The sequence below is a fragment of the Micromonospora sp. C41 genome (genome assembly GCF_018070485.1).
Lineage (GTDB): Bacteria > Actinomycetota > Actinomycetes > Mycobacteriales > Micromonosporaceae > Micromonospora > Micromonospora chalcea.
In genome coordinates this window covers 1-21,764 of record NZ_JAGPXP010000043.1, presented here as the reverse complement: position 1 = coordinate 21,764, position 21,764 = coordinate 1, and the positions used below count along the sequence as shown (strand labels likewise).

General features: G+C 71.0%; 18 protein-coding genes, 1 tRNA gene and 1 pseudogene. 14 read left to right on the top strand and 6 right to left on the bottom strand.

The window, feature by feature from the left end; translation table 11 throughout:
• Nucleotides 1–55: 55 nt before the first annotated feature.
• A complete protein-coding gene (locus KBX43_RS28925) occupies nt 56–790 on the bottom strand; it encodes a trans-aconitate 2-methyltransferase (protein WP_210888312.1) in 735 nt (244 codons plus the stop codon).
• A gap of 77 nt (nt 791–867) precedes the next feature.
• On the opposite strand from KBX43_RS28925, the gene KBX43_RS28920 reads away from it, so the two are divergent.
• The 3 genes from KBX43_RS28920 to KBX43_RS32280 all read left to right on the top strand — a co-directional run bounded on the left by KBX43_RS28920 (nt 868) and on the right by KBX43_RS32280 (nt 4,635).
• On the top strand, nt 868–3,927 hold the full coding sequence (locus KBX43_RS28920; protein ID WP_210888310.1) for a VWD domain-containing protein: 3,060 nt from the start codon (nt 868–870) through the stop codon (nt 3,925–3,927).
• 63 nt (nt 3,928–3,990) lie between these two features.
• Nucleotides 3,991–4,066, top strand: a tRNA-Lys gene (locus KBX43_RS28915).
• Between the two features lie 143 nt (nt 4,067–4,209).
• Entirely contained in the window at nt 4,210–4,635 is a 426-nt protein-coding gene (locus KBX43_RS32280; protein WP_084789521.1) for a DUF4326 domain-containing protein, read from the top strand.
• Here KBX43_RS32280 and KBX43_RS28905 read toward each other — a convergent pair.
• Entirely contained in the window at nt 4,628–5,515 is an 888-nt protein-coding gene (locus tag KBX43_RS28905) for a hypothetical protein (RefSeq protein WP_043330585.1), read from the bottom strand. The two genes, KBX43_RS32280 and KBX43_RS28905, sit on opposite strands and share 8 nt — an antisense overlap.
• A gap of 692 nt (nt 5,516–6,207) precedes the next feature.
• Here KBX43_RS28905 and KBX43_RS28900 point away from each other — a divergent pair.
• The gene (locus KBX43_RS28900) at nt 6,208–6,888 is read left to right on the top strand and encodes a YdcF family protein (protein ID WP_210888308.1); all 681 of its coding nucleotides are present in this window, start codon (nt 6,208–6,210) and stop codon (nt 6,886–6,888) included.
• A 6-nt stretch (nt 6,889–6,894) separates the two neighbouring features.
• Here KBX43_RS28900 and KBX43_RS28895 read toward each other — a convergent pair whose 3' ends face one another.
• Complete coding sequence (locus KBX43_RS28895; RefSeq protein WP_176722749.1) at nt 6,895–8,121, bottom strand: helix-turn-helix domain-containing protein; 1,227 nt, start codon at nt 8,119–8,121, stop codon at nt 6,895–6,897.
• 370 nt (nt 8,122–8,491) lie between these two features.
• Between KBX43_RS28895 and amcA (KBX43_RS28890) the strand changes: the two genes are divergently transcribed.
• The 7 genes and pseudogenes from amcA (KBX43_RS28890) to KBX43_RS28860 all read left to right on the top strand — a co-directional run bounded on the left by amcA (KBX43_RS28890) (nt 8,492) and on the right by KBX43_RS28860 (nt 13,622).
• Nucleotides 8,492–8,656, top strand: coding sequence for a multiple cyclophane-containing RiPP AmcA (gene amcA / locus KBX43_RS28890; protein ID WP_210888305.1), 165 nt, complete (start codon nt 8,492–8,494; stop codon nt 8,654–8,656).
• Complete coding sequence (locus KBX43_RS28885) at nt 8,653–9,000, top strand: hypothetical protein (protein WP_043326124.1); 348 nt, start codon at nt 8,653–8,655, stop codon at nt 8,998–9,000. Before amcA (KBX43_RS28890) ends, KBX43_RS28885 begins: the two co-directional genes overlap by 4 nt.
• Nucleotides 8,997–9,487 (top strand): annotated as a pseudogene (locus KBX43_RS28880) (radical SAM protein); the annotation flags it as partial. The gene KBX43_RS28885 and the pseudogene KBX43_RS28880, both read left to right, overlap by 4 nt.
• 7 nt (nt 9,488–9,494) lie before the next feature.
• The gene (amcA, locus tag KBX43_RS28875) at nt 9,495–9,677 is read left to right on the top strand and encodes a multiple cyclophane-containing RiPP AmcA (RefSeq protein ID WP_210888302.1); all 183 of its coding nucleotides are present in this window, start codon (nt 9,495–9,497) and stop codon (nt 9,675–9,677) included.
• Nucleotides 9,678–9,738: 61 nt separating this feature from the next.
• Nucleotides 9,739–10,401, top strand: a complete 663-nt coding sequence (locus KBX43_RS28870) for a pentapeptide repeat-containing protein (protein ID WP_043326117.1) — start codon at nt 9,739–9,741, stop codon at nt 10,399–10,401.
• Nucleotides 10,402–10,539: 138 nt separating this feature from the next.
• Nucleotides 10,540–11,868: an MFS transporter gene (locus tag KBX43_RS28865; RefSeq protein WP_210888299.1), complete on the top strand. Its 1,329-nt coding sequence runs from the start codon at nt 10,540–10,542 to the stop codon at nt 11,866–11,868.
• The gene (locus KBX43_RS28860; RefSeq protein WP_210888295.1) at nt 11,865–13,622 is read left to right on the top strand and encodes a glycoside hydrolase family 2 protein; all 1,758 of its coding nucleotides are present in this window, start codon (nt 11,865–11,867) and stop codon (nt 13,620–13,622) included. The genes KBX43_RS28865 and KBX43_RS28860 overlap by 4 nt, the downstream gene beginning before the upstream one ends.
• On the opposite strand, the gene KBX43_RS28855 is transcribed toward KBX43_RS28860, so the two are convergent.
• A complete protein-coding gene (locus KBX43_RS28855) occupies nt 13,607–14,587 on the bottom strand; it encodes a DUF2804 domain-containing protein (RefSeq protein ID WP_210888292.1) in 981 nt (326 codons plus the stop codon). The genes KBX43_RS28860 and KBX43_RS28855 overlap by 16 nt on opposite strands.
• A 21-nt stretch (nt 14,588–14,608) precedes the next feature.
• Nucleotides 14,609–16,093, bottom strand: coding sequence for a sigma-70 family RNA polymerase sigma factor (locus KBX43_RS28850; protein WP_307851621.1), 1,485 nt, complete (start codon nt 16,091–16,093; stop codon nt 14,609–14,611).
• A 112-nt stretch (nt 16,094–16,205) separates the two neighbouring features.
• Here KBX43_RS28850 and KBX43_RS28845 point away from each other — a divergent pair, with 112 nt between their 5' ends.
• Both KBX43_RS28845 and KBX43_RS28840 read left to right on the top strand, forming a co-directional pair.
• Nucleotides 16,206–16,514: a hypothetical protein gene (locus KBX43_RS28845; RefSeq protein ID WP_210888288.1), complete on the top strand. Its 309-nt coding sequence runs from the start codon at nt 16,206–16,208 to the stop codon at nt 16,512–16,514.
• Nucleotides 16,515–19,169, top strand: coding sequence for a DUF4132 domain-containing protein (locus tag KBX43_RS28840; RefSeq protein ID WP_307851620.1), 2,655 nt, complete (start codon nt 16,515–16,517; stop codon nt 19,167–19,169).
• A gap of 27 nt (nt 19,170–19,196) precedes the next feature.
• Here the strand turns inward: KBX43_RS28840 and KBX43_RS28835 are convergent, their stop codons facing one another.
• Nucleotides 19,197–20,906, bottom strand: coding sequence for a Na+/H+ antiporter (locus KBX43_RS28835; protein WP_210888286.1), 1,710 nt, complete (start codon nt 20,904–20,906; stop codon nt 19,197–19,199).
• Between the two features lie 67 nt (nt 20,907–20,973).
• Here KBX43_RS28835 and KBX43_RS28830 point away from each other — a divergent pair, with 67 nt between their 5' ends.
• Complete coding sequence (locus KBX43_RS28830) at nt 20,974–21,711, top strand: Clp protease N-terminal domain-containing protein (RefSeq protein ID WP_043326103.1); 738 nt, start codon at nt 20,974–20,976, stop codon at nt 21,709–21,711.
• The last annotated feature ends 53 nt before the right edge of the window (nt 21,712–21,764 follow it).

The following is a 21,764-nucleotide window of genomic DNA, read 5'->3' as shown; positions in this document are numbered from 1 at the left end:
CTGCGGACTCGGCGAGCCGCTTGAGGTTCAGCAACTGCCGCGGGCCATCACCAGGTCACCGAGCATCGGTCCGGCCCAGCACCAGCGTGGTCCGCAGGTCGAGCACGACGGTGCCGCCGAAGTCGTCCACCAGCCGGTCCAGGGCGGCGATCCCGCGCTGCTGCTGCTCGGGGGTCCGGGACAGGTACGGCCCGAACGTGCGCATCAGCGCCAGGTACCGCTCCTTGTCCAGCGGCAGTTCCCGCCGGAACACCTCGCGGCGTACGTCGTCGAACTGCCCGCTGTCGAGGATGTCCCGGTGGAACCAGTCGACGGGCCGCTTCCGGACGGTGGGGTCGACGGATCGCAGTGCGGCCCGGACGGCGGCCTGCTGGCCGGCGTCGGCGTAGTCGTAGCGGTGCCCGAAGACGGCGAGCGTGCCGCCGGGTGCCAGGGCGCGCCGGGCCAGGGCGTTGCGGGTGGCGGCGTCCAGCCAGTGCCAGGCCATCGCGCAGGCGAGCACGTCCACCCCGCCGGCCGGCGGCGACCATCGCTCGAACGTCGTCGCCTCGACGCGGGCGTCCGGGAACCGCTCGGCCAGCCGGGCCGCCATCCGCGCGTCGGGCTCCACACAGGTCAGCGGCGCGCCGAGGCGGGCCAGCACGTCGGTGCCCTTCCCGGTGCCCGCGCCGACCTCGACCACTGAGGCCGGGGTACCGCCGTGGTAGGCGAGGATCGACTCGGCGATCTCCGGCGGATAACCGGGCCGCGCGCGCTCGTACAGGTCGGCGACCGTACCGAAGAGCTTCATCACCAGCAGGATACGGCTCCGACCGGTCCCCGACAGACCGCGCGGAAACCGGCCCACCCGCTTCTACAGTCCGCACCATGAGGTGGACCCTGCGGCTGGCTGCGGCGCTCGGCGTACTCGTGACCGCTCTGGCGACCGGGGTGGCGAGCGCCGCCGCGGCGCCCGCCGACGGCGGCCTCGGCCTGGCGCTGCGGCCCGGTCAGGCCGACTACCGCGCCGGGGACCAGGTCCGCCTCGACCTCACCGTCACGAACGCCACCGGCGCGGCCTGCGCGCTCGCCACCAGCGCCGTCGGCACCGTGCAGATCACCGGGGTACGCCGGGACGGGCGCGACGTCACGCCGACGCTCGCCCGCAGCTTCCACGACGACGGGATCGGCGCCGCCGCCACCGCCGGACTGACCACCGTCGAGCCGGGCGCGACCGCCACAGTGACCTCGACCGGGGTACGGCTGCGTGACGGCGAGGTGGTCCTCCGCTCGGTGGCCGCCACGCCGGACGGCGGCGGGCTGGACACGCTCTGGCCGGTCGGCGCACCCGGCCGGTACGAGGTGACAGCGGGCTACGTGACGCTGCCGGTGACCGGCGCGGCGGACCTGTGCGCGGGCGCGACGGTGCTGCGGACCAGCACGTTCACCGTGTCCGACGACGGCGGTCCCGGCCGACGCTGGCTCTGGCTCGTCGGTGGGGGAGTCCTCGCGCTGCTCGTCGTCGCGCTGGTCGTGCTGCTGCTGGTACGCCGCCGGCCGACCGCCGCCGTCGTGGCGCTGCTGCTGGTCGCCGTCGGCGCGTACGTCGGTGGTGGTGCCCGGCCGGCGCGCGCCGACTACGGCGTCGACCCGACCGCCGGGGTGCCGGTCAGCGGCGTCGACTTCCAGGCGGCTGTCGACGGCTGCCTGGCCGGGTTCGCGCTACCCGGCGGCGACCCGTCCGGCCTGCTGCCGAGGCTGCGCGACAAGAAGAGCCCTCGGGTGCGGATCATCCCGACCACTGGTGGCTCCGGCGCGTTCGAGACGCCGGACAGCGCCGACGGCAAGGGCTCCTCGACCGTCACGTGGAACCCGACCTCCACCGACCCGTACGACGACGGGGTGGCCCGTGACCCCTGCGCCGCGCTCTACCACGAGCTGAACCACGCCGACGACATCTCCCGCAACGCGGTGCCGCAGGGCGAGTGCGGCGGCACCGGCATCCGTACCGCCGAGGTGAAGGCGACGCTCGCGGAGAACCGCTATCGGGCGGCGAAGGGGTTGCCGCCGCGCACCGAGTACGACGGGAAGACGCTGCCGAAGAGCCTCGACGAGTGCAAGAAGCCGGCCAAGAAGACGCCGCCGCCGAAGGGGCCGGTGAAGCTCTGCGAGGACGGCGCCGACTGCGGCGGCAGCAACGGCGACCCGCACCTGGTCACGTTCGACCGGGTCGCCTACGACTTCCAGGCAGTCGGCGAGTTCACGCTGGTCGCCTCCACCGGTGGCGACCCGCTGGAGGTGCAGGTGCGGCAGGCCCCGATGGCGGGCACGCGGACCGCCTCGGTCAACTCGGCTGTCGCGTTCCGGGTCGGCGCGCACCGCGTCGCGCTGACCCTCACCGACGGCGGCACCCGGGTACACGTCGACGGCGCGCCGCTCGCCGTACCCCCGGACCGCACCGACCTGGCCGGCGGCGGCACGCTCACCCGCCGCCCGTCGGACACCGGGCCCACCGACGGGTACGACGTGACGTGGCCGGACGGCTCCGCGGCGGCGGTGGACCAGATCGGCCGGTACGGCTACCGGATCCTGGTGCGGCTGGCCGAGACCCGGGCCGGAAAGGTACGCGGACTGCTCGGCGACTTCGACGGCGACCCGGCCGACGACATCGCGCCCGCCTCCGGGGCGCCGTTGGCCCAGCCGGTGCCTTTCGGCAAGCTCTATCCCGCGTACGCGGACAGCTGGCGGATCGCCGCGGACCGCTCGCTGCTGCACTACGACGACGGGCAGAACACCGGCACGTTCACCGACCGCGCGTTCCCGGAACGAGAGGTCACCGTCGCCGACCTCGACCCGGCCCGGCGCGCGGCGGCCGAACAGGTGTGCCGCTGGGCCGGCGTCACCGCGCCCGCCCAGCTCGCCGAGTGCGTCTTCGACGTCGCGGTCAGCGGGCGCCCCGAGTTCGCCGTCGCCGGCGCGAGCACCGAACGGGTCGCCCCGCCGGCCGCCACCCCGATCACCGCCGTACCCGTCGCCGCCGCCTCGCTCACCCCCGGCGGCGCGCCGCTGACGTTCACCGCGCGAGCCGGGGACGCCGTCTTCGTCGACGCCACCGCGCCCGGGATCGGCGACCGCTGCTCGCCGTACGTGCTCACCGAGCCGGGCGGCCGGGAGATCGCCAGCGGCTGCAACATCAAGGGCAACGGGTACGTCGACCGCGTCGACCTCACCGCCACCGGCACGTACGCGCTGCGGGTCGTCGCGGCGCCCGGTGACACCGGCCGCGCCGTCGTGCGGGTGTACGCGGCCCAGGACAGCGACGGGACGCTGCAGCCGAACGGCCCGGCGGTCACCGCCACCGTCGAGCAGCCCGGCGCGCGGGCCCGTTACCGGTTCACCGGGCGCGCCGGTGAGCGCGTCTACGTGGAGGTGCCGACGAGCGCGCTCACCGACCAGTGCTCGCCGCTGGAACTGCGGGACGCCGAGGGGCGGCTGCTGCGCAGCGGCTGCGTGATCAACGGGACCGGCGAGGTCGACGGCACGGTGCTGCCCGCCGACGGGACGTACACGGTGGTGGTCGACCCGACCGAACGCGGCACCGGCACGACCACGCTGCGGCTGGTCACCAGCCGGGACCGCGAGGCGGCGATCACGCCCGGCGGGCCACCTGTCGTCGCCGTCGTGGAACGGCCCGGCGCGGTCATCGGCTACCGGTTCACCGCCGTCGCCGGCACGTCGGTGACGGTGAGCGCGACCGCCTCCGACCTGCCGGACCAGTGCGGCGTGCTGGCGCTGCGCGCGCCCGACGGCAGCACCGTCGGCAGCGGCTGCGTGATCAACGGGGCCGGTGAACTCGGGCCGACCGTGTTGCCGGCCTCCGGGGCGTACACCCTGATGGTGGACCCGTCGGGGGCCGCGACCGGGCAGGTCACGCTGGCGGTGCGGTGAGGCCGACCCTGGATTTCGGGGGTGCTGGGCGGGCGTGCTAACGTCTCGTCCCGTTGTCAGCGAGCGCCGCTAGCTCAACTGGCAGAGCAGCGGACTCTTAATCCGCGGGTTCGGGGTTCGAGTCCCTGGCGGCGCACCAACGATCAAGGCCCTGACCTGGTGGTTCACGCCGGGTCGGGGCCTTTTTCGTGTGCGTGGGTGGTCGCTCGGTGGGTGCTCGGGAGCCGTTGGACCGGGCCGGGGTTGCTGGGACATGTGGTTGTTCCGTGGACGACTGCCCTCATGGTCATCTCTGAGGTGGCCAGCCTGCATCGGGCCTTCGTGGTCATTGGGGCATTCGCCAGTCCGGGCGTCGACGCGCTTCCTTCGAGCATCCACGCGGGGCCGGTCGTCGCCGATTACGCTGGCGGCGTGGGGGGACAGCCTCGGGTTCGTGTGCAGGGGGATCTCTATCACCCGGTGGTACCACCGGGTGCCGTGTACGTGGGGCGGCAGGGGTTCGGGTTGCGGCGTTCTCCTTGGGCCAATCCGTTTAGCCTGCGGAAGCATGATCGGGCGGAGGCGTTACGCCTCTATCGGCAGTGGCTTGTGGGGCAGCCGGCCCTTGTTGAGCGGGCGCGTCGGGAACTCGCGGGGAAGCAGTTGGCGTGCTGGTGTCGGGTCGAGGATGCGTGCCATGCCGACGTGCTGGCCGACCTCATTAGTTGACGTGCAGCCGGTACCGGGCGGTGGGCCGTCTTGGTGCGTAGACGCCGCCGATGCTGAAGGACTGCGGTCGTGCCGCTTGGTTGCCTACGTAGAAGGCGACGTCGCGGTCGGCGGCGCAGAGCTGGGTGAGGAACTTGTCTCTCAGCTGCTCCTCGGCCTCCGCGTCGGTGAGCTTGCTCAGGCGACGCTGTAGGGCGACGAACTCCCAGTCCCAGAGTGTCTGCTGGTGACCGCGGCAATGACGGTCCGCGCAGCGGTAGCGGTAGGCGCCGGTGAAGCGCGGTGCTTGAAGCGGGCTGCGCTTGGCCGGTTCCAGTAGGTCGAGCTGGTTGAGGTAGCCAGTGATCTTCCTGCGATCCTCCGCCGACCAGCCGGGGTGTCGCTTGACCTTAAGCGCCGAGATGTCGGCCGCGCGAATGAGAGCGATCGATCGTGCGCTCGGGTCGTCGCGGGCCTGTCTGTTGAGTCGGCACATGGAGTCTTCGACGAGTGGATCGAGAAGGTTCCGACGCGACTGCCGATTGGCGATATGCCGTTCGGTGGTGATGGTGTCCACGATCGGCTTCCAGCTCTCGCGCCGCTGGTCCTGCCTGGCTGGGAGTGCCTCGACGTGGATGATGTCGTACTTGTGGAACTTGCCGTCGTCATCGAGGTGCCGGTAGTGGATTGGGTAGAGGCGAATCCAGCCCGTCCAGGGTGGGTCTATGCCGAGTGCCCCGACGCAGACAGTCTCCCCGTACTGCGCGGAGGGGTTGGGTGCCGCTTTCACTGTGATCAGAAGGCGGAGTTTCGTTGGTCGTGCCAGGACTGGTTTCGGTCTCGGCTCTTCGTCGGTGCTCGGTCCCCACAATGGAAGCTGTTCCAACGGAACCACCCACATCGCTAAATGCAGCTGCACAGGCACATTCAGTTACATAGACAGTCTCACATCTGGAGGGCTGGCGCTAGGCGGCCGGGGCGAGGGGTGGCTGATCAGCTGAACGCTGGCGCGGAGGGCTCGCGTGAATCCGTCACTTTCGGTAACCATTTTCTCAGTGTGTGGCGCTTCGTCGCCGAGCCGGGAAGGCGCGTGTCAGGCGTTTCTGGCGATCGGTGCTGGCGGTGCGGCGCTCTCCATGGAGATCGACTTTTGGTGGCCCGGTTTGACCGCTTCGTTTCTTCGTTCTCGGCTATTCGGCTGATTCACTGAACAGTGATCTCCAAAATCGGTCCCAAAACCACGGTTTGGTATGTGGGGCGCTCGCACGGCCCGCCGACGCCTCGCCCAACGGCCCACGACGGGCGCTGTCTCCGGTCGCGGCGGTCCCTGGCCTCCGATCTCCCGGTCAGAGCATCGATCACTCTCTGTTGGGGCTTTGGGAAACAGGATGTCGAACCGCCGAGGCTCGGAGGGATCACCAGGGAATGGGTGACCAGCATGCCGCGAGGCGGTTGTCCCCGAGGCGGTGGCGGATCCTGTCGTACCTGATTGTGACGTGGCCAGCGGCGTGGTGCTGGACTCAGCGGCGTGGTGCTGCCCTGCTACCCCTACGCTGGCGGCATGAGGGAACCCAGCGCGGACCGGACTGGTAGGTGCTGATGAACCGGCATGCGGCGGCACCTTCCGAGGCGATCCGTGACGCGATCCGAGCGGACGTGGAGACGCTGTGGCGCTACCACGACATGCGTCACGAGTTGCGCCCGTGCGACGTGGGAATCGGGTTGGGGAGTCATGACCTCGGCGTGGCTGTCATCGCGACGCGCTTGTTTCACGAGGGACTGTTCCCAAGGATCGTGTTCACGGGCGCGAACGCCCCGACGACCGTCGACCGTTTTCCGCGTGGAGAAGCAGTGCACTACCGCGAGTACGCCATCGAGCAGGGTGTACCCGGGGAAGCGATTCTCGTGGAGCCACGTGCCACGAACACCGCGCAGAACCTGGAGTACTCGCGTCGGCTCCTGACCGAACACCGGATCCCGGTGAAGTCGGTGCTGATCATGTCTCGGCCGTACCAGCAGCGTCGGGCCTACGCCACCTGCAGGCTGATGTGGCCCGAGGTCGATGTGGTGTGCGCGTCGAACCCGCTTGACCTGGACGACTACGTGCGCAGCATCGGCGACCCGCGGCGGGTGGTGGACATGCTGGTCGGCGACACGCAGCGGATCGAGGTGTACGCCGAGCGCGGGTTCGCGATCCCCCAGGAGATGCCGGACGAGGTACGGGAGGCCTTCGAGCGCCTGGTAGCGGCTGGCTACACGAGCCGGCTGATCTGAGCCCAGCTACCAGCGCGGTCCTCCCGACCGGACGCCCATCCGGTCGCTGAGTTCGACGGCCAGTCGAGGTGGCCGGGGGCGGGTGAGGATGTCCCGGACAAGGTCGCGGGAGAGCGAGTGGTAGCGCACCTGGTCGGGGCCGATGACCTCGGCGTCCAGGAGCGCGGCGAGCGCGTCGTCGATGCGGTTCCACCGGGCAAGGGCTCGGGCGGTTTCGATGGCGTGCCGAACCTGTCGCTCGACGGGCACGGTGCTGGTGTCGAGTGGGGCGCCGATGGCGATGGCGCGTTGCACGTCGCCGAGTTCCATCGCCACGGTCGTTTTGTGGATCGACACGTTGGTCGGGCCGAACGCGGTCCACACGTGGTTGCCGTCGGCGCCGAGCCGTCTTGCGGCGGCGTCGGCCTCGGTGATGTGGGTGTCGGCCGAGGCGCGATCGTCGTCTCGGGCGGCGGCCAGCGCGCAGACGAGGTGCAGGCTGCCGTAGACCGACAGCAGCTGCGGAGTCGGCTTGGCGAGCCGGGGTTCCAGGAACCGCGCCGCCGTGGCGGCGAGGCCCAGGGCTTGGGCGTACTCCCCGATGGATGCCAGCGAGTGTGCGGCGGAGCGGCTGAGTGAGCCGATGACGACGTGATCCTGGCTAACGTTGGCGGCGGCCAGCCCTCGGCTGGCAGCGGTCCACGCGAGGTCGCCCTCGCCGAGCTTGGTAAGGAACAACGCGGCGAGCTGGTGCGCGTAGGCGGTCATCGCATGCGCGCGCTGGCCGTCGTCGCCGTCGTACGCCTCGGTGGCGGTGAGGCAGTCGTGGATGAGGTAGGGCAGTCGGCGGGCGAGGGTGCCGTACCGCGAGTGCTGGTAGGCGGTCCAGATCTCGGCGACGTCGTTCTCGATCTCGCGCAGGGCGGGTGCCTCGACGTCCACCGTGCTGGCAAGCGCCGGCGCGAGGTGACGGTAGTCGTGGAGCGCGGCCCGCAAGGCCGGGATCGTCTCGCGCCCGGAGTCATCCGACCACTCGAACAGGCTCGGCGCACCGATCAGGTCGCCGAGGGACACGTCGAGGGCCTTGGCGATCGCGCGGATGACCGACAGCCGGTCGAGGTCGGCCCGGTTGGTCTCGACCTTGCGTAACCACTCCTGCGTCTTGCCGACCAGACCGGCCAGCACCTCCTGGGAGAGCCCGCGTCGACGCCGGTAGAAGGCGACGCGCTGGCCGATCGTCATGTCGTCCGTCATTCCTCGCACACCGTCACCCTGCCCGCTGAAGGCCGCCGGACCCGGTACGGATTTTCCCGGTCCTCCGGACGGACCGCCCTTACGTTCAGTTCACCCCAGATCACCGGCGCGTGTCGATGCCGATGTCAGGGATGACTGACACGGAGCTGCAGATGGAGGGATCGATGAGCGGCGCACCACACCACGGCTTGGGCCGCTGGCTCGGCCCGTCCGGGAGCGAACTGTCTCGGCGCTTTCCCCGCCTGCGTACCGCCATGAGGGCTGCGTGGGTGGGTGATCGGCGGTCTGCTCCCAGCCGCCGCGGTGCGGCGGCGGGCTCGCCCTTCCCCCGGCGGGCCCGCCGCTCATCGTCCCTGACGGGGGTGGCGGCATGACGGTGTATGTCTCGCGTAACGCCATGGCCACCCAGCCCCGGCACCCCGAGCCCAGGTGGACGGCCTCGCCGGGACGGGTGCGGCCGGCTGATTCGCCGCTGCTCACCTTCGTGTGGCGTCGGCTGTTCGAGCAGCAGGCCCGCGAGGGCGGTCGCCGGTGACCGGGCCACAGCGTCGTCCCGCGGTGAACCGGCTCGTACCCGCCGAGGTGGAACATCTGCCGACGCGCCCGCTGTGGCTGTGCCGCCGATGCGGGCAGCCGTGGCCCTGCGGCGCAGCGAAGCTCGCGCTCCTGGCCGAGTACCGAGAAGTGCCGGTGAGCCTGTTCCTCTACCTGGCCGGCTGCCTGCACGACGCGATCGACGACCTGCACCGGCTCAACCCGAGCGTCACGGGCAGCGCCGCCGACATGTTCGACCGGTTCCTCGGCTGGCCGGCCCGCCACGCTCCCGCCTATCGGGTCAGCACCACCACGGCCAGCATCGACGAGGAGGCCACCTCGTGAACAGCCTCGGCCTCATCAACGCCACCGGCCAACCGGCGGTCTCCGGCAGCTTCCACACCCTGGTCGTGCAGCCGACGAGCTTCTACAGCCTCGACTGCACCTACTGCTACACACCCATAGGGCTCTTCCGGAGCCTGCTGGCCCCTTCGAGAAGCTCCGGCGCGCGGGAATGGTGCGTCACGAGATCCAGACCAACGGCACTCTGATCAACCGCCAGTTGTGCGAGCTGTTCACCACCTACGGGTTCGAGGTCGGGGTCAGCATCGACGGACCGGGCGCGTTGAACCGTAACCGCCTCGACCGGGCCGGCAACCCGACGGACGCCCGAACCCTGCGCGGCATGCAGACCTTGGCCGAAGCGGGGCTGCCGTGCTCGGTGATCTGTGTGGTCACCCCGGAAACCATCGACCACGCGGAAGCTCTCGTCGGCTTCTTCACCGGCCTGCCCGGCTGCGAGTCGGTCGGCTTCAACATCGAAGAGCAGGAGGAGCACCATGACCGACGCTCTCGCGGTCCTCGTCAACGCCGCACCCGAGCAACTCGCCCGCCTCGGCGTCGACCCGCAGCGGTCGGTAACGTCGATCGACGCGGCGAAGTTCGACAACCGCCCCACCTGGGCCAACAAGGGTAGGTTCGACAGTCGACCCGGCTGGGACAACTGGAACAAGAAGAAGTAGCCCCCGCCATGGGGCGCGCGGGGTGACGTGCCCACCCCGCGCCCACACAGGTTGAGGACACATGCGCACCACCACGATCGGCGACGTGAAGCTCCTGCTGCCGGACCTCGAACCGGACGACCTCGACACCACGACGGACCTGGTGAACGGCCTCACCGAGGCCCTCGTCGAGGGCTCGGCGTGGCGCGGCTCGCACCTTGAGGACGCCAGTATCCGCAGCAGCCTGATCACCGGTGTGGACCTGAGCGAGAGCACCTGGGAAGCCGGCAGCCTCTACGGCTGCGAGATCACCCGCACCGACTTCTCCGGAGCGACCCTGACCGGCATCACCATCGAACGCTGCGCGATCACCGGCTCCCGGTTCACCGGCACCAGACTCACCGACGTACGCCTCAAGGACGTCCTGTTCGACGGCTGCCGCTTCGACTACGCCACCCTCCAGCGCGTCGCCGCCGCCGGCTCGGTCGCCTTCACCGACTGCACTCTCACGAACGGCGCGTGGTCGTCCTGCCGTCTACCGCGCACCGCACTGCGGTCATGTGACCTTGCAGGCCTGGAACTGGATTCCTGTCACCTCGACGGTGCCGATCTGCGGGGCAGTCGCCTTCACGGGCTGAAGACGGCGCTGGACAACCTGCGCGGTGTCACGCTCGGCGAGGATCAACTTCCTGACCTCACTCAGCTGACCGTCGCCGCCCTCAACCTCGCCGTCCGCAAAGACTGATGACGAAGGCCATGGTCCGGCGACTCCGTACCGGGGTCATTTCGTCGTGCCCGCTCGGACGCAGCTGCCTGGCCGACCCCGGACCCATCGACGGCCGGGCGGGACGGATCATATTCTGACCCGTCGAAGGAGGCCGTCGTGTCCGCCACCCCGAGCGTGCTCACCCCGGCTACCTCGGCCGGTCCAGCCGGCCTGCGCCCCCGCACCTGGACCGCGCTGATCGTGCTCGGGCTCGTCGGGCAGATGGCCTGGACCATCGAGAACATCTACCTGAACCTGTTCGTGTACGACACGATCACCGACGATCCCAACGCGATCGCCACGATGGTCGCCGCCAGCGCAGTGACCGCCACTGTCGCCACCCTGCTGCTCGGTGCCCTCTCCGACCGGACCGGGCGGCGCCGGTCGTTCATCGCGGGCGGCTACCTGCTGTGGGGCGTCTCCACCGCCGCCTTCGGCTTCCTGACAGTGGGTTTCGTGGAGGACATCGCGCCCGTCGCGAACGTCGTGCTGGTCACGGCGATCGCGGTCATCACCCTCGACTGCCTGATGTCCTTCCTCGGCTCGGGCGCAAACGACGCGGCGTTCCAGGCGTGGGTCACCGACGTGACCGAGCCGGCCAACCGTGGCCGGGTCGAGTCGGTGCTCGCCATCATGCCGCTGGTCTCGATGCTGGTGATCTTCGGCGGGTTCGACGGGCTGGCCCGCGCCGGGAACTGGCGGCTGTTCTTCGTGGTCATCGGCGCGATCATGGCCGTGGCCGGTCTGCTGGCCTGGTTCCTGGTCGAGGACAGCCCGTCACTCGTCCGGCACGAGGGCGGCTACCTGCGCGCCGTCGTCCACGGTTTGCGCCCGGCCGCCGTCCGCGCCAACCCGGGGCTCTACCTCGCCCTGGCGGCCTGGTCGATCTGGGGGATCTCCACGCAGGTGTTCCTGCCGTATCTGATCATCTACCTGCAGCGGTACCTGCGGATCGAGGGGTACGCGATAGTCCTGGCCGTCGTCCTCGTCACGGCGTCGGCGGTCAGCGTGGTCGGCGGGCGGCTCATCGACCGCGTCGGCAAGGTGCGCTTCCTCCTGCCGGCAGTAGTGGTGTACGGCGCCGGCCTGGTGCTGATGTTCTTCGCCCGCGGCATGGTTCCCGTGATCGCCGCCGGGGTCGTGATGATGTCGGGCTTCATGCTCGTCCTCGCCCCGATCGGCGCCATCGTGCGCGACTACTCGCCACCGGATCGGGCCGGCCATGTCCAGGGGCTGCGGATGGTCTTCGCCATCCTCGTGCCGATGCTCGTCGGCCCGTACCTCGGCGCCGCCGTGATCACCGGCGCCGGCGAGGTCTACGAGGATCTCGGCGTGGTGAAGCAGGTTCCGACGCCGGGCATCTTCCTCATGGCGCTCGCAGTGCTGGTCCTCATTGCGGTGCCGGCCGTGGCGCTGCGGCGGCGGGAGCGGGAGGCCCGGGCATGACGCTGCTGACCCCGTGGGGCTCCACGCTCGACCCGGAGCGGGTCCTGCCCGAATACCCCCGCCCGCAGTTCGCCCGGGACAGCTATCTCAACCTCAACGGCCGGTGGGAGTACGCGATCACCGGTTCGTCCACCGAGCCGGAACGCTACGACGGGGAAATCCTCGTGCCGTTCTCACCGGAGTCCACGCTCTCCGGCGTCGGGCGGCAGCTCCAGCCGGGCGAGACGCTCTGGTACCGCCGACCGCTGACCCTCCCGGTGGGCTTCCACGCGGCCGGCTCGCGCCTGCTGCTGCACTTCGGCGCGGTCGACCAGACCTGCCAGGTCTACCTGAACGGGGTTGCGGTCGGCGACCACACCGGCGGGTATCTGCCGTTCACCTGCGACATCACCGACGCGCTCCGCGAGGACGCCAACGTCCTGGTCGTGGCGGTCCAGGACGACAGCGACACCGGCCACCACTCCCGGGGCAAGCAGCGGCTGCGCCGCGGCGGCATCTGGTACACCGCCCAGTCCGGGATCTGGCAGACGGTGTGGGCCGAGAGCGTGCCCGCCGTACACCTGCGGCACCTCACCCTGACCCCGCTCCTCGACGAGCGGTGCGTCGAGGTGACGGTGCACGCGACGGCGGATGCCGGCGACGCCGGCATCCGGATCCTGGCCGACGGGGTCGCGGTGGCCGAGGCCACCGCACCCGTCGGCGTGGCCGTTCGCATCCCGATCCCCGAGGTACGGCAGTGGAGCCCCGAGGATCCGTTCCTCTACGACGTGACCGCCGAGTTGGGCGCGGACCGGGTACGCAGCTACTTCGGCATGCGTTCGTTCGGTGTCGGACCGGACGGGGACGGCGTGCCCCGGCTGCTGCTCAACGGGCGGCCGTACTTCCACGCCGGCATCCTCGATCAGGGCTACTGGTCGGACGGCATGTACACGGCGCCCTCCGACGAGGCGATGATCGCCGACATCGCCACCATGAAGCGGCTCGGGTTCACCATGCTGCGCAAGCACATCAAGATCGAGCCGCTGCGCTGGTATCACCACTGCGACCGGCTGGGGATGCTGGTCTGGCAGGACATGGTCAACGGCGGCAGCAGTTACCACCCGCTGGTCGTCACCGCGCCGGCGGTGACGCCGCTGCGGCTGCCCGACCGGGGCCGGTGGCGGCGCTGGTTCGGCCGTGCCGACGCCGGTGGACGGGACCGGTTCCGGGCCGAGCTGCGCGACACCGTCGAGCACCTGCGCAACGTGGTGAGCCTCGCCGTGTGGGTGCCCTTCAACGAGGGCTGGGGGCAGTTCGACGCGGCCCGGATCGCCCGCGAGGTCGCCGAACTCGACAGCACCCGTACGGTCGACCACGCCAGCGGCTGGCACGACCAGGGCGGCGGCGACCTGCGCAGCCTGCACGTCTACTTCCGCCGCTTCCGGGTGCCGCGGCGACGCGGCGACCGCCGGGCGCTGGTGCTGTCCGAGTACGGCGGCTACAACCTGCGCGTCGACGGGCACGCCTTCAGCCGCAAGGATTTCGGTTACCGGCGGTACCGGAGCGCCGAGGACCTGGCGGAGGCGTTCACGCGGCTGCACACCGAGCAGATCGTGCCCGCGATCCGGGCCGGTCTGAGCGCGACCGTCTACACCCAGCTGTCCGACGTGGAGGACGAGCTGAACGGTCTGCTCACGTACGACCGGCGCGTGGTCAAGCTTCCCGAGGACGTGGTCCGTCAGGTCAACGAGCGGCTGCGTCACCAGCGGTTCTGAGCTTCCTCCGCCCAGCCGACCAGGCCGTCCAGAGCCACCCGTTCGCCGTCGTCCGCCTGGGCCCAGCCGGAGAAGTGCCCGAAGCACTGGTGGGTCTCGCTGGCCACGACGCCGAGGTTGGTGCGGGAGACCTTCTCGTGGAACGGGTGGAACTCCACCTCGACGCGATCACCGCTGATCCGCCACGGCCGCAGCCAGTCGCGGCGGTCGTAGCTCCAGCGCAGTTCGGCGCCGAGCTTGTGCAGCCGGCCGCCGGTGAACAGTGCGTTCTCGGTCGAGCCGGTGCCGTCGGTCCACTTGCCGCCGAGCTGGATCGACACGTCCGATCCGCTGCCCGCCGCCCAGTTCCACGTGATCGCGTACGGCCACTTGCCCCGGCCGTGGTCGAGCACGGCGAACGAGTCCCGCTCGTCCACGACGTGCGTCGTACCGTTCACCCGCAGTGAGCCGCGCACCGGGCGCCCGACGTCCTTGACCGTGTACTGGAACCGGCGCGTGCTCCACGGGACCACGACGCCGAGCGACTCGTGGCCGGGCGGGAGCGGCACCACGAGGTCGATCTGGATGCCCGGCGCGGTGGCACGGATCGTGCTGCCCTCGGTGGTCTGGTCGATGTCGATCGACAGGCCGCCTCCGTGCGCGTGCACGGCGCCCACGCCGCTGATCGGCGGCATGACGACGCCGCGGGCGAAGGGGACCACGGCGTCCGTGCCGGTCTCGACCTTCGTGGCGCGGTCGAGCACGTAGACGCCGTGCACCCCGGCGTAGTCCAGCGACGACGCGACGAGGCCGACGATGTGGGTCGGCGCCACTATCCCCCAGTACTCCCAGCGCTTGGTTCTACCCCAACCGCGTAGGCTCGCCCGGTGCAGCGGCCGGCGGGTCCAGCCGACCGCGGCGGGGTTGAGCCGCCCGTCCGGAAGGCACAGGTCGACCGGCTCGACGATCTCCTTCTCGTGCGTCATCGGGGGAGCGTAGCGACCGCCTCAGTAGTCGATGTTGATGGCGGCGACCTGGCGACTGCCGTTGAACACGATCGCCGGTCCGGCGAAGCGGGAGCTGGCGTACGTCAACGCCGTCTTGTGGCCCGGACTGTTGAACCACGCCTCGATCATCTGCTCCGGCGAGGAGTTGCCCGACGAGGCGAACAGCACCTCGTGCCCGCAGTGCTGCAACCCGCTCGCGTTCAGGTTCCGCCGTACGCAGGACTCCGCCTCCCGGTGTTGCGCCGCGCCCAGCTTGACCTCGGTCAGCCCGAGCGCGCGACGCCGCTCGTTGAGCAGCACCAGCAGCCGCCGTTCCGCTGCTGACAAGCCGTTGGACGTGGCGGTGGACTTGACCGGCGACGGGGTCGGCTTTGGCGACTTGCTGGGCTTCGCCGCCCTGCTCGGGGTGGGGCTCGGGAGGGCGGCGGTCGGGGAGGCGGCGGTCGGGGAGGGTGTGAGCGCGGGAGCGGTGGTCTCGGTCGCGGGCTGCGAGGCCGCCACGCTCGTCGGCTGCTGCTTCGATCCGCTCGGGTAGTTGGCAAGGATCAGACCACCCCCGCCGAGCACGGCAACGGCCGCGGCGACGCCGACCAGGGTCTTGGACAACGAGAGCCCGGACCTCGCTCCGGCCGCCACGGCGTGCGTACCGGCCGGGGCGACGGGCGACACGGAGGCGACGGCGTGCAGCTTCTGCGTGACGTCCGAGGCGAGTGCGGCCGGGGGCGGCGTGAGCGCCAGGCCGGCGAGCAGCCGTTCCGCGGGCACCAGGTCGCTCGTCGCGTCCGGGCAGTGCGCGCAGTCCCGGAGATGCCGCGCGAACCGCTTGCGCCACAGCGGCGCCGGCTGACCGTTCCAGCCCGACGCGGTGTCGCGCAGGCCGGCGCAGCCGGGCCGCGCGGTGAGGGCTCGCACCACCAGCCGGGCGGTGTCCAGTTGCGCCTTCATCCGGGACACCCGCACGGTCACGTGATGTGGCTCCAGGCGCAGGGCGTCGACCAGGTCGGCGCGGGTGAGGTGACCGGCCTCGACCAGCCACCACAGGGACAGCAGATGGCGGTGGTCGTCGTCCAGCCAGCGCGTGGCCAGCACGACCTCGCGGCGCTGGTCGGCGAGGCGGAGCTGAGTCAGGGTCAGGTCCTCGAAGTCCGCGCGCGGGTCGATCACGTTGTCGATGTCCTCCGGCGGCGCCGGTGTGGTCGGCCGGCGCTGCGTGTGGGTGCGGATCTCGTTCATAGTGACGGCGACCAGCCACGACCGGAACAGCCGCGGCTCGCGGACGCCCGGCAGGCCGCGTACGACGCTCAGCATCGTGTTCTGCACCACGTCGTCGACGTCGGCCGACCGGTTCAGCGCCCGGCCCACGATGTTGTAGACCAGCGGCAGACAGTGCGAGACCACCTCGTCCGTCGCCGCCCGGTCGCCGCGGCGAGCCGCGTCCACCACCGCCGACATGTCGGCCCTGTTCGGGTACGCGGGATAGGACACGCTCACAACCTCGCCTTCACGGAATGATCTCGCACACCGTGGAGACTGTCCGGTACGCGGTCAGGTCACACAAAATGCTGAGGTGTCGGAGGGAAGCGTTACCTTCTCCGCCATGCCATTGATCACAGTCACCGACGAGGTGGTCGGAGCTCCGGGCGGGCCCGCGTGGACCATTGAGGTCTTCGAGGAGACGCTGCCCCTCGCCGAGTTGATCCGCCGTCGGGTTTCCCTCGGGATCGCCGAGTCCGGCGCGGACGCCGATCCCGAGGAGCGGACGCGGACGACACTCGACGCGTTCGGCCGCAACGCCTTCGTGGTGCTCGTGGACGACCACCAGGTCACCGACCTGGACGAGAAGGTCCGCCTGCACGCGGGATCGCGCGTCACCTTCCTCAAGCTCGTCCCGCTGGTGGGTGGCTGAGTGGACACGTACGACCCCGAGTCGGCCCTGCGCGATGTGGTCGCCACCGTCAAGAGGTGGTGCGAGCGGAGCGGCCAGACCCTCAACGAGCCTGGTCAGCGGGAATCCATCAGCCTGGTGGTGACCGTGTGCGGCTGGGCGCCGGCCGGGACGGTTCCGTCGCTGCTCGCGGCACTGAACGATCCGCACGGGCCGTACGATCTCGCTCCGCCGTTGGTCGAGCTGCTGCCGGAGGCCACCCGGAAGGTCGAGTCGGTCGCCGCCGCCGTGGCCGACCTGACCGGCGACGACGCGGATCACGACAGGCGTGTCGTCGCCGCCTCCACCCTGATCGACAGCCTGCCGAACCTGCCGTACCAGCACGAGGAGCCGTGGGACCGGGCCCGGGGCGTGGCGTGGCGCCGCACGAAGGAACTCCTGGCCGCACAACCGGCGCCGGTACGGCAGGTGGTGTTCGACGCGCTGGCCGTGCCGGGCTCGGGCAAGGACGGGTGGGCCAAGCTGATCCGTGCCGTGTGTTCCGGCGGCGGCCTCGACGGCTCGGCCTGGCTCGGCCGGCTGAGCACTCAGGCCTGGCTGGGATTCAACTACTGGAGCTCCCATCTCGAGCGGTTCACCTGGGAGGCCATCCAGGCGGAGGCCGCGGCCGGGCGGGTGAACCCGGCGGCGCTGGCGACCTGGCGTCGGACCGGGATCGAGCGCTCGCTGAGCTACATCAGCGACGAGGCCGACCGGATGTGGCCGATCCCCAACGTCGGTGAGCAGTGGGCCGACCGCGCCGTCGCGGACATCGAGGCGATGCCGGCGGATCGCCGGTCCGCGTGGGAGGCGCTGCTGGCGCACTGCCCGGTCGAGGCGGACAAGGCGAAGCCGACGGCCGCCTGGCGCAAGCAGGCCCGGTCGCTGCTCGACGCGGTGGGCGTCGACGAGTTCACCGCCCGGCTCGACGACTGGCTCCCGCTCGTCGGGCAGTCCCGCAGCCTGCCACTGCGCATGACCACGTGCTGCGCCGGCCACATCAAGGACATGCCACCACGGATGATCGACCGCTACAACGTCAGGCTGCTGTGGGGCCTGCTCTGGATGCGGACGATGTGCCCGCCATCCGAAGAGACCCTGCGCAGCCTCGGCCAGATCGCGGAACGGGCCGCCCGCAAGATCTCCGGCCACGGCCCGGCGAGCCCGAAGCTGGCGAACGCCGCGGTCGCGGCGCTCGTCGACACCGATCACCCGGCCGCGCTCGCCCAGCTGGCGCGACTGTCCTCGCGGCTGACCTACAAGAGCACCCTGCGCCTGGTGGAGAAGGGGTTGACCCGGCACGCCGAGGCGCTCGGTGTCAGCCGGGAGGACGTCGAGGAGATGGCCCTGCCCGGCTTCGGGCTGCCGCTCGCGGACAAGCTGGGCGACTGCTCGTACGAGCTGGAGGTGCGCGGTGTCGACGCCGTAGTGATGTGGCGCAACGCGGACGGCAAGGTGGTCAGGACACCTCCGGCGCAGGTGCGCAGGGAGCACGGCGAGGAGGTGAAGGAGCTGAAGGCGACTGTCGCCGACGTCGCCGCGACGCTCGTCGCCACCCGCGACCGGCTGGAAGGGCTGCTGCGGCGCGACCGTTCGTGGACCGTCGAGCAGTGGCGCGAACGGCTCCTGGACCATCCGCTGGCCCGTACGCTGGCCCGGCGGCTTGTCTGGACGGTCGACGGCGTCGCCTGCTGCTGGGCCGGTGAGGCGCTGCGCACAGTGGACGACAGCGTGTTCGAGCCGGCCGGCGACGCGACGGTCCGGTTGTGGCATCCGGTGCTCGACCCCGACGCGGTGGGGCCGTGGCGGGACTTCCTGACCCGGCACGCGATCACCCAGCCGTTCAAGCAGGCGCACCGGGAGCAGTATCTGCTCACCGACGCGGAGCGAGCCACTGGCGTGTACTCCAACAGGTTCGCCGCGCACATCGTGCGTCAGCACCGGCTCAACGCGCTGCTGTCCCGGCGCGGCTGGTCGTACGTCCAGCACCGCAACGACGGGGCGTCCTACAACCTGCCCTGGCTGGCCCTCCCGGACTGGGGGCTGCGCGTCGAACTGGGTGTCGCCGGGATCGAGCACCGGGACGACGACCTCGTGTTCGACACGATGGGAACCGACCAGCTGTTCTTCATCCGGGGCGAGCGCCTGCCGGTTCCGCTGGCGCAGGTTCCGCCGGTCGTGCTGAGCGAGGTGATGCGCGACGTCGACCTGTTCGTGGCCGCGGCCGGGGTGGGCGCCGACCCGAACTGGTACGACGGTGGGCCGGAGGGCCGGTATCGCGACTACTGGGCGCAGAACAGCTTCGGCGAGCTGACCCCGACCGGCCGGACGCGCCGGGACGTGCTGGCGGAGCTGATCCCCCGGCTGGCGATCGCCGGTCGCTGCACGCTCACCGACAGGTTCCTGGAGGTACGCGGCGACCTGCACACGTACCGCATCCACTGCGGCTCGGGCAACATCCTGATCGCCCCGGACGAGCGGTACCTGTGCGTCATCCCGGACTCGGCGAAGGCGAAGGAGCCGGAGATGTTCCTGCCGTTCGAGGGTGACAGCCGGCTCGGCGAGATCATCAGCAAGGCGTTGCTGCTGGCCGCCGACAAGAAGATCAAGGATCCGGTGATCCTGCGCCAGCTGTGAGGCGGCCGGCGGGCGCCGGGCCCGGAGTCAGCTCGGCGCCCGTTTCGGCAGCAGCAGCTCCTCGTGGTCGAGTTCGCGTTCCAGCACGCGCAGTCCCTCGTCCGGCAGCCGGCCGGAGTCGCGCCACCGCAGCAACTCCTCGCGCTGTGCCTCCAGCGCGGTCCGGTGGACCCGCAGCGCCGTCTCGTACTCGGGTGAGGTGGGCAGCTCCGACGATCCGCTCTGCTGGAGCAGGTCGAGCCGCCCCCGGTAGCGGGCCAGCCGGGTCAGCAACTGGGCGCGTGTGGTGTCGACCGCCACCCGCGTGTCCGGTTCCTCGGCGGCGACGGTGTCGAGGCGGGCCAGGGCGGCCTCGACGGCGGCGGAGCGGGCCTCGTTGCGTACCCGGGCCTGGTCTGCCTCGTCGGCGCGCAGGCCGAGCATCCGCACGAGCGGCGCGAACGTCAGGCCCTGCCCGACCAGCGTCACCAGGACCACCACGAAGGTGCAGAACAGCAGCAGGTCGCGGTCGGGGAACAGGTCTCCGCTGTTGGTGGTGAGCGGCAGCGTGAAGATGGCGGCCAGACTGATCACGCCCCGGGTGCCGGACCAGCTCAGCGCCACCACCTCGCGTGCGGTCAGTCCGCGGGCGTTGCGGTCGGCTCGCCCCGCCCGCCGCGCCGCGCCGGGCGGGTCGGTGTCGTCCTGTTCGGCGACGCCGCCCAGCCGGGTGTGCAGCGACCGGGGGAGCCACTGGGTCAGGATCAGCCAGGCCGGGCGCAGGAGCAGGACCACGCCGACGGACACGGCGACGGCGACGACGATGGTGGACGTCTCGTACTGGCGCAGGCCCCGCACGACGGCGGGGAGTTGCTGCCCGATGAGCAGGAAGACGAAGCCTTCGAGCAGGAAGTCGACGAGCCGCCACACGGCGTTGGTCTGGAGGCGGGCCGCCCCGGACCCGAACTGCGGCGTCTGGTGGCCGACGATCAGGCCGGCGACCACCACTGCGAGTACGCCGGAGACGTGCAGCGCCTCGCCGAGCAGGTACGCCACGAACGGTGTCGCGAGCGAGATGGCGTTGGACAGCAGCGGGTCCGCGGTGAGCGGCCGGACCAGCCGTTTGGCCCGGGCGACGACGACACCCACGGCGATTCCGCCGGCCGCCGCGAGCACGAACTGCCCGACCGCTGCGTGGAACGAGAACTCGCCGCCCACGGCGGCGGCCACCGCGACGCTGAGCATGGTCAGCGCGGTGGCGTCGTTCAGCAGCCCTTCGCCCTGGATGATCGTGACCATCTTCGGCGGCAGGTTGACCCGGCGGCCCACGGCCAGGGCGGCGACCGGGTCGGGCGGGGCGACGGCGGCGCCGACCGCGATGCCGGCGGCCAGGGTCGCGCCGGCGACGAACAGGTGGAACCCGACGCCGACGAGCAGTCCGGTGAGGAGCACCAGCAGCACCGAGAGGCTGACCACGATCCGCAGGTTGCGCCGGATGTCCAGCAGGGACGAGTCGAGCGCGGCGCTGTAGAGCAGCGGCGGCAGCACGACCATGAGCACGAGGTCGGGATCGAGGCCGATGTTGGGGCCGGGGAGCAGCGCGTACGCGATGCCGATGAGCGGCAGGAGCGCGGCGGCGGGCAGGCCGGTGCGGGAGGCCACCCACCGTACGGCGATGACGACCGCGACGGCGGCGAGCACGAACAGCAGTGTCGAATGGGTGCTCACCCCGGTCGACACTACCGGGATCGAGATCATCGCGCGATGGGAAAGGGGTCGTCAACCGAGGGTTGACGCATCCGTATCGTCAACCTATGGTTGACGCATGGAGGAGACGGAACCGCACAAGATGACCCACCCGGTACGCCTCGACGACCTCATCGACGGCATCAAGAAGGCACACACCGACGCGCTCGACCAACTGGCCGACGCCGTCCTCGTCGCCGACCACCTGGGCGACGTCGCCGATCACCTGATCGGGCACTTCGTCGACCAGGCGCGCCGCTCCGGCGCGTCGTGGACGGAGATCGGCCGCAGTATGGGCGTGAGCAAGCAGGCCGCCCAGAAGCGTTCCGCGGCCAAGGCGGAGACCGCCGCCGCGCTCGACCCGAACTCCGGGTTCGGCCGGTTCACCCCGCGCGCCCGCAACGTCGTGCTGGCCTCGCAGGAGGAGGCGCGGGCGGCCGGCAACGCCGAGATCACCCCGGGACACGTCGCGCTCGGGTTGCTCGCCGAGCCGGAAGGGCTGGCCGCCGCCGCGATCGTGGCGCAGGGCGTACCCCTGGAGCGGCTGCGGGAGGTCGTCACCGCGACGCTGCCGGCGAAGGCCGGCCAGGTCCCGGACCTGATCCCCTACGACGCGCGGGCCAAGAAGGTCCTGGAGCTGACGTTCCGGGAGGCGCTGCGGATGGGACACAACTACATCGGTACGGAGCACATCCTGCTCGCCCTGCTGGAGGAGGAGGGCGGCGACGGTGTGCTGACCGGACTCGGGCTGCGCAAGGACGCGCTGGAGTCGGCGTTCGAGGCGGCGCTGGCCGAGATCACCCGAAAAGGGGCCTGACACCGGGCCGGGGCCCCCCCCCCGGGGCGCGGGCCCCCCCCCCGGGGGTAAAT